Source organism: Brachybacterium ginsengisoli (assembly GCF_002407065.1).
GTDB lineage: Bacteria > Actinomycetota > Actinomycetes > Actinomycetales > Dermabacteraceae > Brachybacterium > Brachybacterium ginsengisoli.
Map to the genome: position 1 here is coordinate 2,207,994 of NZ_CP023564.1, position 12,831 is coordinate 2,220,824.

At 69.0% G+C, this 12,831-nt stretch carries 12 protein-coding genes; 6 read left to right on the forward strand and 6 right to left on the reverse strand.

Annotation, left to right across the window (positions count from 1 at the left end):
* Positions 1-16: 16 nt before the first annotated feature.
* Together CFK41_RS09830 and CFK41_RS09835 are read left to right on the forward strand one after the other, a co-directional pair.
* A complete protein-coding gene (locus CFK41_RS09830; protein ID WP_096799498.1) occupies positions 17-1,675 on the forward strand; it encodes a DEDD exonuclease domain-containing protein in 1,659 nt (552 codons plus the stop codon).
* 48 nt (positions 1,676-1,723) lie between these two features.
* On the forward strand, positions 1,724-2,005 hold the full coding sequence (locus CFK41_RS09835) for an Lrp/AsnC family transcriptional regulator (protein WP_096799499.1): 282 nt from the start codon (positions 1,724-1,726) through the stop codon (positions 2,003-2,005).
* Positions 2,006-2,023: 18 nt separating this feature from the next.
* On the opposite strand, the gene trpD is transcribed toward CFK41_RS09835, so the two are convergent.
* A complete protein-coding gene (gene trpD / locus CFK41_RS09840; protein WP_096799500.1) occupies positions 2,024-3,106 on the reverse strand; it encodes an anthranilate phosphoribosyltransferase in 1,083 nt (360 codons plus the stop codon).
* A 235-nt stretch (positions 3,107-3,341) separates the two neighbouring features.
* Between trpD and ctaE the strand changes: the two genes are divergently transcribed.
* The 4 genes from ctaE to qcrB all read left to right on the forward strand — a co-directional run bounded on the left by ctaE (position 3,342) and on the right by qcrB (position 7,746).
* Positions 3,342-4,076: an aa3-type cytochrome oxidase subunit III gene (ctaE, locus tag CFK41_RS09845; protein WP_096799501.1), complete on the forward strand. Its 735-nt coding sequence runs from the start codon at positions 3,342-3,344 to the stop codon at positions 4,074-4,076.
* Between the two features lie 88 nt (positions 4,077-4,164).
* Complete coding sequence (gene qcrC, locus CFK41_RS09850) at positions 4,165-4,965, forward strand: cytochrome bc1 complex diheme cytochrome c subunit (protein WP_096799502.1); 801 nt, start codon at positions 4,165-4,167, stop codon at positions 4,963-4,965.
* An 8-nt stretch (positions 4,966-4,973) separates the two neighbouring features.
* A complete protein-coding gene (qcrA, locus tag CFK41_RS09855; protein WP_096799503.1) occupies positions 4,974-6,065 on the forward strand; it encodes a cytochrome bc1 complex Rieske iron-sulfur subunit in 1,092 nt (363 codons plus the stop codon).
* Positions 6,066-6,069: 4 nt separating this feature from the next.
* Positions 6,070-7,746: a cytochrome bc1 complex cytochrome b subunit gene (qcrB, locus tag CFK41_RS09860; RefSeq protein ID WP_096799504.1), complete on the forward strand. Its 1,677-nt coding sequence runs from the start codon at positions 6,070-6,072 to the stop codon at positions 7,744-7,746.
* 400 nt (positions 7,747-8,146) lie between these two features.
* Here qcrB and CFK41_RS09865 read toward each other — a convergent pair whose 3' ends face one another.
* The 5 genes from CFK41_RS09865 to erpA all read right to left on the reverse strand — a co-directional run bounded on the left by CFK41_RS09865 (position 8,147) and on the right by erpA (position 12,799).
* Entirely contained in the window at positions 8,147-8,425 is a 279-nt protein-coding gene (locus tag CFK41_RS09865) for a hypothetical protein (protein ID WP_096801029.1), read from the reverse strand.
* 567 nt (positions 8,426-8,992) lie between these two features.
* Positions 8,993-9,409, reverse strand: coding sequence for an aa3-type cytochrome oxidase subunit IV (ctaF, locus tag CFK41_RS09870; RefSeq protein ID WP_096799505.1), 417 nt, complete (start codon positions 9,407-9,409; stop codon positions 8,993-8,995).
* 1 nt (position 9,410) lies between these two features.
* Entirely contained in the window at positions 9,411-11,123 is a 1,713-nt protein-coding gene (ctaD, locus tag CFK41_RS09875) for an aa3-type cytochrome oxidase subunit I (RefSeq protein ID WP_096799506.1), read from the reverse strand.
* The gene (gene ctaC / locus CFK41_RS09880) at positions 11,120-12,058 is read right to left on the reverse strand and encodes an aa3-type cytochrome oxidase subunit II (RefSeq protein ID WP_096799507.1); all 939 of its coding nucleotides are present in this window, start codon (positions 12,056-12,058) and stop codon (positions 11,120-11,122) included. The genes ctaD and ctaC overlap by 4 nt, the downstream gene beginning before the upstream one ends.
* Before the next feature lie 381 nt (positions 12,059-12,439).
* On the reverse strand, positions 12,440-12,799 hold the full coding sequence (gene erpA / locus CFK41_RS09885) for an iron-sulfur cluster insertion protein ErpA (RefSeq protein ID WP_096799508.1): 360 nt from the start codon (positions 12,797-12,799) through the stop codon (positions 12,440-12,442).
* Positions 12,800-12,831 lie beyond the last annotated feature (32 nt).

Sequence of the window (12,831 nt, forward strand, 5' to 3'; positions counted from 1 at the left end):
TCGTACCCTTCGGAGCATGTCCGCACGCCGCCAGCTGAGCTTCGACGATCGCGGCACCCCGCTCGCGGAGGCGACGCTCGTGGTCGTGGACCTCGAGACCACCGGGACGGATCCCCGCAGCGATGCGATCACCGAGATCGGAGCCGTCAAGGTCCGCGGCGGCGAGGTGCTCGGGGAGTTCCGCACCTTCGTGGATCCCCAGCGCCCCATCCCGGCCTACATCGCCTCACTCACCGGCATCACCGACGCCTCGGTGGCCGGGGCGCCCTCGATCGGCACGGTGCTGCCGATGTTCCTGGACTTCGTCGGGGATGCGGCCCTGGTGGCGCACAACGCCCGCTTCGACATCGGCTTCCTCAGCGCGCAGGCGGCGGCGTGCGAGATCACCTGGCCCAAGCCCCAGGTGCTGGACACCCTCGCCCTGGCGCGCACCGTCTTCCGACGGGACGAGGTCCGCGACCACAAGCTCTCCACCCTGGCCCGGCACGTGGGGGCCGGCATCACCCCGGACCACCGGGCGCTCTCCGACGCCCGCGCGACCGTCGACGTGCTGCACGCGATCATCGAGCGGCTCGGAGCGGCCGGAGCCTCGACCCTCGAGGATCTCGGCACGGCGCACCGCCGGGCCACCACCGCTCAGCTGCGCAAGAAGCACCTCGCCGCCGACGTCCCGCCGGTACCCGGCGTGTACCAGTTCCTCGACCAGCACGGCGCGGTGCTGTACGTGGGGACCTCCCGCAACCTCCGCACCCGGGTGCGCACCTACTTCACGGCCGCCGAGACCCGCCGCAAGGTGCTGGACATGCTCCCTCGTGCGGAGTCGATCCGCGTCATCGAGTGCGCCACCCCCACCGAGGCCGGGATCCGCGAGCTGCGGATCATCGCCCGCGAGAAGCCTCCCTCGAACCGCCACGGCCTCCACCCGGAGAAGGCGCACTGGCTGCGACTGGGACCTGGCGGACAGGGTCTGCGCGCCGCGCGGCTCGCGAGGCCGGAGGACGACGGCTCCGCCCAGATCGGGCCGCTGACCTCGCGGCACGACGTCGAGCCGCTGCGCGGTCTGCTGACCGATGCGATCCTCGGCCGCGGCACGGCGCTCGGGGGCGGGGCGGAGCCCGATCTCGGCTCCGGCGGACACCGGGACCGGATCCGCCGCGCGATGCTCGAGGACCCGACCGAGGTCCTGGACCACGCGGCCGCGCGCCTGCGCGCCCACGTCGACGCCGGACGCTACGAGGACGCCGAGAGGCTGCGCCGCCTCGTGCACGGCTATCTCACGGCGGCGCGGCGCGCCTCACGACTGCGAGCCCTCGCCGCCGTGCCTCTGCTCGTGGCGGCCCGTCCCAGCACCGAGGCGGTGATCGGCGGGCGCGGGTGGGAGCTGCTCGCTCTCCGCCACGGCCGCTTCTCCGGCACGACCCTCGTCCCCTCCGGCAAGGACCCCCTGCCCTTCGCGCGATCCCTCGAGATGACCGGGACCGGGGAGGCCGAGCTCGCGGCCCCGATGTGCCAGGGCTACCACCAGGAGGCGGAGATCCTGCTGGCCTGGCTCGAGGGCGAGGGAGTGCGCACCGTGCTGGTCGAGGGTGCCTGGCAGGTCCCCGCCCGTGCCCGCTTCGACCAGGAGCATCTCGCCCGGCGCTTCTCCCGGACCGCCAGGGGCCCCGAGGCATAGGCTCACAGGGAGCCCCGCCGTTCCCGGCACCCCGTCGAAGGAGAACCCATGATCACCGCCATCGTCTCGATCGTCGTCGAGCCCAGCCGGATCCCCGAGGTCGCCCAGGAGATCGTGGACATCGAGGGGATCGAGCAGGTCTACTCCGTCACCGGCGACGTGGACCTGATCGCGGTGGCGCGGGTGCGGGCGCACGAGGATCTCGCGCAGGTGATCGCCGGATCGCTGAGCAGGGTCGACGGCGTGCTCGACACCACCACCAACATCGCCTTCAAGACCTACTCGAAGCGCGACCTCGACGCCGCCTTCGACCTCGGCATCGACGGCTGACCCGGTCGGTCGTGCGCGTCAGCCCTGACGCGTGGCGACCGCCTGGGAGGCCGTGGCCCAGCGCTCCACGAGCTCAGCCGGCCGGCCGGAGTCCAGCGCCGACCCGACCTCCTCGTAGGCGGCCGTGAAGCGCTCGGCGAAGCCGTCGGCAGCCGGCTCGCCGATGCCGTCGAAGGCGACCACGCCGGCGGCGGCGTTCAGCAGCACGGCATCCCGCACCGGCCCCATGCGACCCGTGCGCACGCCTGCGTAGAGGTCGCGGGCCACCTGGGCGTTCTCCTCGGCGGTGCCGCCGCGCAGCGAGTCGTGCCCGCTGCGCTCCATCCCCAGCAGCTCCACGGGATCCAGCACGTGCTCACGGATCTCGCCGCCGCGGACCTCCCAGACGTCGGAGGGTGCGGTGACCGTGAGCTCGTCCAGGCCGTCCTGGCCGCGGAACACCAGGGCGCTCGTCCCCCGCGCGGCGAAGACGCCGGCGACCGTGGGGGCGATCACCGGGTCCGCGACCCCGACGGCGCTGGCGCGCGGCCGGGCCGGATTGGTGATCGGTCCCAGGATGTTCATCACGGTCGGGATGCCCAGACCGCGCCGCGCCTCCGCGGCGAACTTCATCGACGGATGGAAGACCTGGGCGAAGAGGAATGTCATGCCGATGCTGCCCACCAGCTCCTCGACGTCCGGGACCGGGAGGTCCAGCCGCACGCCGAGAGCCTCGAGCACGTCCGCCGAGCCCGACTTCGAGGTGGAGGCCCGGTTCCCGTGCTTGACGACGGTCCTGCCCGTCGACGCGATCACCATCGACGCCATGGTCGAGATGTTCACCGTCTGCGCCAGGTCCCCGCCGGTGCCGACGATGTCGACCGCGTCCCGCGGGGCGTCGACCGTCCGGGCGTGCGAGATCATCGAATCGGCCAGCGCCTCGAGCTCGGTGCTCGTGACCCCCTTGGCCTGCAGGGCCACGAGGAAGCCCGCGAGCTGCACCGGGCTCGACGCCCCGGACATGACCTCGTCCATCGCCCACGCCGCGGACTCCGCATCCAGCGCCTCGCCGCGCACCAGTCGCGCGGTGATCCGGGACCAGGTCCGAGTGTTCTCGCTCATGCCTCGATCATCGCATCACGGACCCCGTGATCGTCGACCTGCTCACGGAACGGATCACGGAAGTGTCACGGCCCCGCACGACCATGTCACCTGGGAGTCTCCGGAGCGTGTCCCGGTTCGTGACACGTCGTCAGGAGGGATATGCTGATCTGGTCCGCCCGGGGCGCAGGCCCCGCGTTGTGCTCGGTCGTCGTGTACCGGCACACCGATTCTGACCGCACGACATAATGGTGACGTGACTACTGCGACCCTGACTGAGCGCCCCTCTCCCGCTGCCGCCCCAGCGGTCGGCCGCCCGAACCCGACGCAGATCGGCACCCTGGTCTGGCTCGCGAGCGAGCTGATGTTCTTCGGTGGCCTGTTCGCGATGTTCTTCACCCTGCGCTCGATGGCGCCGGACACCTTCGCCGACGGCGAGTCTCACTTCACGCACGGCTTCGCCCTGCTGAACACGTCGATCCTGGTCTTCAGCTCGGTCACCTGCCAGATCGGCGTCTTCGTCGCCGAGGGCCGGTTCCCGTGGGGAGCCCCCTTCCCGCCGCGCAAGCGCCGCGAGGGATCGATCTTCAACGTCGCCGGCTGGGGAATGATCGAGTGGTACACGGTCACCTTCATCCTCGGCGCCGTCTTCGTCTCGGGCCAGGCCTACGAGTACACGGAGCTGTTCCACCACGGCGTGACGATGTCGTCCTCGCCGTTCAGCTCGGTCTTCTACCTCTCCACCGGCTTCCACGGCCTCCATGTCATCGGCGGCCTCATCGCCTTCCTGATGGTGCTGATGCGGGCCTACGTCGCGGAGGAGTTCACCTCGCACGAGCAGGTCTCGGCGATCTGCATCTCCTACTACTGGCACTTCGTCGACGTGGTCTGGATCGTGCTGTTCTTCATCGTGTACATGCTCGATCCGATCATGTCCCTCGGCGATCCGAGCCACGTGATCCCGGTGACGTTCAACTGGAGCATCTTCTGATCCCCGCACGGGGCCCCGCGCGATCGCCCGGCTCCTCCCCAGCATCCCTCTCCCCCGCCCGCCCCCTCCACGAATCGAGGTCCGAACCGTGAAGGCTCTCGCCGCACGTCGTCATCACCCGATGGCGCTACTCGTGATCCTGCTGCTCGCGCTCGTCGCGACCGGCGGGCTGTACGCGGCCCTGCAGCCGCAGACGGCACAGGCCGAGGCCTACACGCAGGACGATGTGGACGCCGGTGAGGCGCTCTTCCTCGCCAACTGCGCGACCTGCCACGGCCGGAACGCCGAGGGCCTCACCGACGCCGACGGCAGCACCATCGGACCGTCGCTGATCGGCGTCGGCGCCGCCGCCGTCGACTTCCAGGTGGGCACCGGCCGCATGCCGATGCAGCACTCCGGCGCGCAGGCGGCCCGCAAGCCCCCGCAGATGGACGAGGAGCAGACCCGCCAGCTCGCGGCGTACGTCGCCTCCCTGGGCCCCGGCCCGTCGGTCCCCGCCGAGGAGTGGCTCGCCACCGATGAGGGCGACGCCACCAAGGGCGGAGAGATCTTCCGCATCAACTGCGCCATGTGCCACAACGCCGCCGGTGCCGGCGGCGCGCTGACCCGCGGCAAGTACGCCCCGCCGGTCGTGGGCGTCGAGCCGCAGCACGTCTACGAGGCGATGGAGACCGGGCCGCAGAACATGCCCGTCTTCAACGACAACAACCTCTCCCCCTCCGACAAGCGTGACGTCATCACGTACCTCGAGACCCTCGAGGAGACCGGCTCCCCCGGCGGCGTCTCCCTGGGCTCCCTGGGTCCGGTGACCGAGGGCCTGTACGCGTGGACGATCATCCTGTCCCTGCTGCTGGGCTGTGCAGTCTGGCTGGGGGCGAAGGCCAAGTGAATGCGAGCATGAACACCAACCTCGACGGCAGCTCCCCCGCCCGCGGCGTCAGCGCGGTCGCCCCCAAGGAGGGCGGCGGCTTCCCGAACCCCGGTCTGCCCCCTCACGTCCATCGCCAGGCGGACATCTCCAAGGCCGCCGAGAAGCGCGCCGAGCGAGTCGTCGCCTCGATGTTCCTCCTCAGCGTCATCGGCTCCGTGATCTTCATCGCGGCCTACTTCGTGGTGACCCCGACGGGCCGCAACATCTTCGCCGAGCCGGAGTCGACCAGCGCCCTGTGGTGGTCCAACCTCATCACCGGCCTCGGCCTGGCGATCGCGGTCTTCTTCATCGGTGCCGCGGCGGTGCACTGGGCCAAGACGCTCATGCCCGACGAGGAGATGGTCGAGGAGCGGCACGACATCCGCAGCTCCGACGAGACCCGCGACGCCGCGGTCGGCATCATCACCGACGGCCTGGAGGAGTCGGGCATCGCCCGTCGTCCCCTGATCGTCACCGCGATGGTGGCCTCCTTCGTGGCGCTGCCGATCGCGGTCCTCGCTCCGCTGTCGACCCTCGGCCCGCTGCCGGGCAACAAGCTCCACCACACCTTCTGGGGCCACAACCCCGGCCAGCGCCTCGCCCGGGATCACGACGGCACGCCGATCAAGCTCTCCGACGTCGCGATGAACTCGATCTTCCACGTCATGCCCGAGGGCCTGACCCACGAGACGCCTCACCACCTCGAGGAGCGCGCCAAGGCCGCTGCGGTGATCGTGCGCATCGACCCCTCGCTCTCCAAGAACGAGGAGAGCGCCGCGATGGGCGTCCAGGGCGTCCTGGCCTTCTCGAAGATCTGCACCCACGTGGGCTGCCCGGTGGCGCTCTACGAGCAGCAGACGCACCACATGCTCTGCCCGTGCCACCAGTCCACCTTCGACGTCACCGACGGTGCCAAGGTGATCTTCGGCCCGGCGCACCGTCCGCTCCCCCAGCTGCCGATCGAGGTGGACGACGAGGGCTACCTCATCGCCCCCGGCGACTTCACCGAGCCGATCGGGCCCAGCTTCTGGAACATCCACAAGGACAAGCCCATGTCCGACACGCCCAAGGACAAGTGATCTCGTGACGACCACGACTCCCAGCACCCGAGCGGCTGCTGCCGACGGGGAGAGCTCCCGCGTCTACAAGCTCGGCGCAGTGGGCGGCGACTGGCTCGACCAGCGCCTCGCCGGCGGCGGCTTCGTCAAGTTCATCGCCCGCAAGATCTTCCCGGACCACTGGTCCTTCATGTTCGGCGAGGTCGCGCTCTACAGCTTCGTGATCCTGCTGATCTCGGGCACCTTCCTGACGATGTTCTTCGACCCCTCCATGGAGGAGGTCGTCTACAACGGCCCGTACGAGGCGATGCAGGGCATCACGATGTCCCGTGCGTTCGAGTCGACGCTGGAGATCTCCTTCGAGCTCCGCGGCGGTCTGCTGTTCCGTCAGATGCACCACTGGTCCGCGCTCGTGTTCATGGTCGCGATCTTCGTGCACATGTTCCGCGTGTTCTTCACCGGTGCGTTCCGCAAGCCCCGCGAGCTCAACTGGGTCGTCGGCTTCACGCTGATGGTCCTGGGCATGGCGGCCGGCTTCTCCGGCTACTCCCTCCCGGACGACGTCCTCTCCGGCAATGGCCTGCGCGTGATCGACGGCCTGATGAAGGCGCTGCCGATCGTCGGCACCTACCTGTCGATGCTGCTGTTCGGCGGCGAGTTCCCCGGCACGGACATCATCCCGCGCCTGTTCACGATCCACATCCTGCTCATCCCCGCGATGATCCTGGGCCTGATCGGCATCCACCTGGTGCTGCTGGTGCTGCACAAGCACACGCAGTACCCCGGCCCGGGCCGCACCGAGCGCAACGTCGTCGGCTTCCCGGTCTTCCCGGTGTACGCCGCCAAGGCCGGTGGCTTCTTCTTCCTGGTCTTCGGCATCATCACGCTGATCTCCGCCACCACGTCGATCAACGCGGTGTGGGTCTACGGCCCGTACGACCCCTCCCCCGTCTCGGCCGGTTCGCAGCCGGACTGGTACATGCTCTGGACCGACGGCGGCCTCCGCCTCATCCCGGGCTGGGAGTTCACGGTCTTCGGCTATGTCATCTCGCTGAACATGCTGATTCCCTTCGCCGTCTACGGCGGCCTGCTCGCCACCCTCGCGCTGTACCCGTTCCTCGAGGCATGGGTGACCGGCGACGACCGGGAGCACCACCTCAACGACCTCCCGTACAACGCCCCGGTGCGCACGGGTCTCGGCGTCGCCTGGATCACGGTCTACCTGATCCTCGCCCTCGCCGCGACGAACGACCTCATAGCGATCGCGCTGCAGCTCTCGATCAACGACCTCACATGGGCGTTCCGGATCGGCATCTTCGTGGCTCCGGTCCTGACCTTCTTCATCACGAAGAGGCTGTGTCTGTCGATGCAGCGCCACAGGCGGGACGAGGCCCTGCACGGTCACGAGACCTCGCGAGTGGTCCGCACCGCCACCGGTGAGATGCTCGAGATCCACGCCCCGCTCAGCGATCACGACCGCTGGGTGCTGGTGCAGCACGACGACTACCGTCCGCTCACCGCCGGCAAGGGCGTCTCCGCCCTGCGCGCCAAGGCGACCAGCTTCTTCTTCAAGGACCGCATCGAGCCGGTCACGCCCGCCGAGCTGCGCGCAGCGCTCGAGCACGCCGGGCACGAGAAGCACATCATCGACGAGGCCACCGGTGGGGACTACCGCACCCCGGCCGAGAAGATGGTGCACTGAGCGGAGCTCCGCCCCCGCAGCACCACGACGACGGGCCCCGAGGATTCATCTCCTCGGGGCCCGTCCTCCACGTCGTGCAGGAGCTCTTCGCAGGACGCTCGAGAGGATCCGGACGGCCGCAGGCCACTCCCCTGGCCCCGACCGCTGAGCGTCGCTCCTCGTGGCCCCAGCGGGCCCGTCTCGGCCCCTTCGCGCGTCGGCTGATCCTATGGCGTGTCGCGGTATCCGCGGCCTCCTGTGCGGTCTCAGCACTCTCCGTGGCCCTGCCTGGCCCGCGGCGGTGCTGGTGTGTCCTCCGCGGTGCTGTGCGGTCTCTGCGCAAGCTCGGGTCCGCTGTCGGCGCCACGACCCTTCACAGCCGCCTGCCGCCTCGCTCCGGGACCGCACAGGAGCACGGGCCTCACAGCAGGTGGGGGTTGTCCCGTCCGGAACGCGGCGACGGAGAACGCCCGGCGGCGAGGTCCACGAGGTAACGAGCCGTCACGGCTCCGAGCCGCCTGTCCTGCCGGCGCAGCGCGCGCAGGGAGCGCAGAGGCGCCCTCGCGGGGTCCAACCCCTTCCCCTCGAGGACGCCGAGGGCCCACGAGCGCGCCTGCTGCTCGGCATCATCTCCGGCGTAGAGACGGCTCAGCTGCTTCTGTGCGTGCCGCACCGGATCGGTGCTGCTCCGGATGACCATGTCTCTCCCCTGCTCGTTCGCTCCCCGCCGCGCCACGATGAGGCGACTCCTGTCCCCAGGGTGCCTGACGCGGTCCGGCCGCGCCAGCGCCACTCCTCCGGCATGCATCAGCCGTGCAACAGCCGTGCAACAGATACAGCCTCTTGAGACTGTATGGCCCGATACGGCACGAGCAGCGTGTACGGGTGATGGTGGAGACCGCCCAGCCTCTCGCCGCCGCGTCGGCGCGGCGGGCGCTCTTCCTCCCGCCCATCAGCCATCCACGCTCAGCCGTGCATCCTCGCGCCGAGCGGGATCTGAGCAGTGCACGGTCAGCTCGCCTCGGCCCTCGCCGCAACGCGGCGGACGCCCCTCCTCGCCGCGAGCACCGCGTCATGAGGAACGGACGCCCCCTCCCCCGGCTGCGCCGTGGAGGAGACACCGGGCTCGCGACCGGCGGTGCAACAGCGTCCGCTCCCGGCCAGAGGCGCTCAGCGCGGAGGAGCATGCAGAAGGCCCCGCATCACGAGGTGATACGGGGCCTTCTGGGAATCGATGCTCCGGGTCAGGAGCAGCGGTGCCGGTCGATCAGTGGGCGTGCTGGCCGGTGGAATACTCCAGGACCCAGGAGAGCACGCCGTAGATGGCGAAGATGACGCCGAAGGCGAAGATCCACCATCCGGCGGCGACACCGAGGAAGCACAGCGCCGCGCCGACGGCCGCCCACAGCGGCGCCCAGCTGTACGGCGAGAAGCTGCCCTGGACGCCCGCCTCCGCGGCGACCTCTCCGTCCAGGTCGTCCATGGCTTCGATCTCGTGCTTGCGCGCGGTCAGGGACAGCACCATGGCGATCATGAGGCCGAGGGCCGCGAGCGCCAGCATCGCCGGGAAGCCGACGGTCTCGACGCCGAGCGGCTCATAGCGACCGGTGATGAAGCCGTACGCGATGGCGACGATCAGGAAGAAGACTCCCAGGATCCAGAAGATCTTTGCAGTTGCTCTCATGTCAGTTCGTCCTCGGGTTCAGGGCGGGCTCCTCCGCGAGCATGTGGTCCTGCAGCGCGACCTCCGGGTGGTGGAGATCGAAGGCGGGACGCTCGGAACGGACTCGGGGCAGCGAGTGGAAGTTGTGCCGCGGCGGCGGGCACGAGGTCGCCCACTCGAGCGAGGCGCCGTAGCCCCACGGGTCGTCGACCTCGACCTTCTTGCCCTTGAGGTGCGTGAGCACCACGTTGAGCAGGAAGGGCAGGGTGGAGGCGCCCATGATGAACGCACCGACGGTGGAGATCTGGTTCATCCAGTCGAAGCCGTCCTCCGCCAGGTAGTTCACGTAGCGACGGGGGGCGCCGTAGACGCCCAGCCAGTGCTGGATGAGGAAGGTCATGTGGAAGCCGATGGTCAGCAGCCAGAAGTGGACCTTGCCGATGCCCTCGCTGAGCTTGTAGCCGAACATCTTGGGCCACCAGAAGTAGAAGCCCGCGAACATCTCGAAGACGACGGTGCCGGCCATCACGTAATGGAAGTGCGCGACCACGAAGTACGTGTCGGAGATGTGGAAGTCCAGCACCGGCGAGGACAGGATCACGCCCGTCAGACCGCCGAAGATGAAGGTGGTCAGGAAGCCGAGGGTGAACAGCATCGGCGTCTCGAAGGTCAGCGACCCCCGCCACATCGTGCCGACCCAGTTGAAGAACTTCACGCCCGTCGGCACAGCGATGAGCATCGTCATGAAGGCGAAGAAGTCCAGCATCACGGCGCCGGTCGTGTACATGTGGTGTGCCCACACGGTCACGGAGAGGGCGGCGATCGAGATCGTCGCGCCGACCAGGGTCTTGTAGCCGAAGATCGGCTTGCGCGAGAACACCGGGAGGATCTCGGTGGCGATGCCGAAGAACGGCAGGGCCAGCACGTACACCTCGGGGTGGCCGAAGAACCAGAACAGGTGCTGCCACAGGACCGGTCCGCCGTTGGCGGGGTCGAAGATATTCGCCTCGAAGCGGCGATCAGCACCGAGCGCCAGCAGCGCGGAGGCCAGCGGCGGGAACGCCATCAGCACCAGCACGGCGGTGATCAGGGTGTTCCAGGTGAAGATCGGCATCCGGAACATGGTCATGCCCGGCATCCGCATGCAGAGGATGGTGGTGATGAAGTTGACCGAGCCGAGGATCGTGCCGAAGCCCTGCAGGGCCAAGCCGAAGACCCACAGATCACCGCCCAGGCCGGGCGAGAACGTGGTGTCCGACAGCGGCGCGTACGCGAACCAGCCGAAGGAAGCCGCGCCCTGCGGGGTCAGGAACCCGGAGACCACGATGAGCGAGCCGAACAGGGTCAGCCAGAAGGCGAACATGTTCAGACGCGGGAAGGCCATGTCGACCGCGCCGATCTGCAGCGGCACGAGGTAGTTCGCGAAGCCGTTGAACAGAGGGGTGCCGAACATCAGCAGCATGATCGTGCCGTGCATGGTGAACAGCTGGTTGTACTGGTCCTTGGAGACCACGACCTGCAGTCCGGCCTCCCACAGCTCGGAGCGGATCCCGAGCGCGAGCAGGCCGCCGAAGGCGAAGAACCCGAACGCCATGGCCATGTACATCATGCCGATCAGCTTGTGATCGGTGGTGGTCAGGAGGTTGAAGAACTTCCGGCCGAGGCTCGTCGGCCGCTCCTCCTGGAACCGCGTGGACACCGACGTGCCCGGTGCTGCGGTGGTCTCGGTGCTCACTCGTTGTCTCCCTCGGTCCCGGCGGCGGGCTCATCCTCGGTGTAGCGAGGACCGGCGTCGTCCTGCTTCTCGCGCATGCTCCAGCCCTTGTCGTTGCGGTTCAGATCCACGCTGAGCTGGCCCTCGTTGCCCTGGGTGCGGAGCTCCTCCATGTGCGCGTCGAACTCCTCCTGGGAGACGACGACCACGTTGAAGAGCATGTCCGAGTGGTACTCGCCGCACAGCTCGGCGCACTTGCCGGCGTAGGTGCCCTCGCGGGTGGGGGTCACCTGGAAGCTGGTGGTGTGGCCCGGCATCATGTCCTTCTTGTACAGGAAGTCCACGACCCAGAAGGAATGGATGACGTCGCGCGAGTCGAGGCGGAACTCGACGGTCTGGCCGACGGGCAGGTACAGGGTGGGCAGCGAATCGGCCGCGCCCTCCTCGCCGGTGGCGAAGGACTGCACGCCTGCGGGCTCGTGCACGTCGTCGTCGACGTAGTTGATGTCCCAGCTCCACTGCTTGGCCACCACGTTGACGGTGTAGTCCGGCTCGGCCACGTGCATCTCGATCTCACGGGCGTCGCGCTGGGTGAAGTAGAAGAAGGTCAGGACCATCACCACGGGGACGAGCGTGAACATCAGCTCGAGCGGCACGTGGTAGCGCAGCTGCACCGGGAAGCCGGAGTCGTGCTTGCGGCGGCGGTAGGCGATCGCGCACCAGATGGTCAGGCCCCAGATGATGAGGCCGACGACGACCAGCACCGCCCAGGAGCCGACCCAGAGGTTGGTGATCCGCTCGGTCTGATTGGTGACCTCCTGGCCATCACCGGGGCCGGGCATGAACCCGCGCTGCTGCGCCTGGGTGCAGCCGGCGAGGACCAAGGTGGCCAGGGCGAGGCCTGCTGCCGCTGCGCGTCGTCCGCGTCGCGCGCGCTGGGGGACCTGGGGGATCACAGGGGATGACCTTCCGCTCGTCGTCTCCTGACCTCGTGACCGGGTCGAGCCCTCGGGCTCGACCGGCTCCGCGGTGTGGAGCTGGTACTGATGTGGGCGGGACATGCCCACAGTGCCGTGTCCTCCCCTGGGGGTGGACCGAGACAGGCCGGGGGCCCGCCCTTTGACGGCACGTCGTCATCATACGGCTTTCCGGAGGCGCTGAGGCCACCCCGACTCGCCGCGACCCCCGACGCCCCGCCCTCCGTGATGCCACCGTGACCTCGGCGTCGCCGTTGTCACAGCGAAAAGGGCCCGGCTCGGTGACGTGATCGTCACCGGGCCGGGCCCGGACCTCGACCCGTCGCTCCGTGCGCAGCACCGAACCCGGGTCGATGAGGGTCAGCTGAAGGAGTCGCCGCAGGCGCAGGAGCTGCCGGCGTTCGGGTTGTCGATCGTGAAGCCCTGCTTCTCGATGGTGTCGGCGAAGTCGATCACCGCGCCCGTGAGGTACGGGCTGCTCATCTTGTCGACGACGACCTCGACGCCGTCGAAGTCGGCGACCAGGTCGTTGTCCATGATCCGCTCGTCGAAGTAGAGCTGGTAGATCAGGCCGGAGCAGCCGCCGGGCTGCACCGCGATGCGCAGGCGCAGGTCGTCGCGTCCCTCCTGCTCCAGCAGGGTCGTCACCTTCTGTGCGGCACCGGGGGTGAGGTTGACGCCATGCGCGGCGGCGGGGCGCTCGGTGGTGGGCGTGGTCATGAGGTCCTCCTCGAAACTCGTGTCCGGCCAGG

Bases quoted from the DNA above. Each gene is read 5' to 3' on its own strand.
- CFK41_RS09830 (WP_096799498.1), top strand. From the start codon at position 17: ATGTCCGCACGCCGCCAGCTGAGCTTCGACGATCGCGGCACCCCGCTC.
- CFK41_RS09835 (WP_096799499.1), top strand. From the start codon at position 1,724: ATGATCACCGCCATCGTCTCGATCGTCGTCGAGCCCAGCCGGATCCCC.
- trpD (WP_096799500.1), bottom strand. From the start codon at position 3,106: ATGAGCGAGAACACTCGGACCTGGTCCCGGATCACCGCGCGACTGGTG.
- qcrA (WP_096799503.1), top strand. From the start codon at position 4,974: ATGAACACCAACCTCGACGGCAGCTCCCCCGCCCGCGGCGTCAGCGCG.
- CFK41_RS09865 (WP_096801029.1), bottom strand. From the start codon at position 8,425: ATGGTCATCCGGAGCAGCACCGATCCGGTGCGGCACGCACAGAAGCAG.
- ctaF (WP_096799505.1), bottom strand. From the start codon at position 9,409: ATGAGAGCAACTGCAAAGATCTTCTGGATCCTGGGAGTCTTCTTCCTG.
- erpA (WP_096799508.1), bottom strand. From the start codon at position 12,799: ATGACCACGCCCACCACCGAGCGCCCCGCCGCCGCGCATGGCGTCAAC.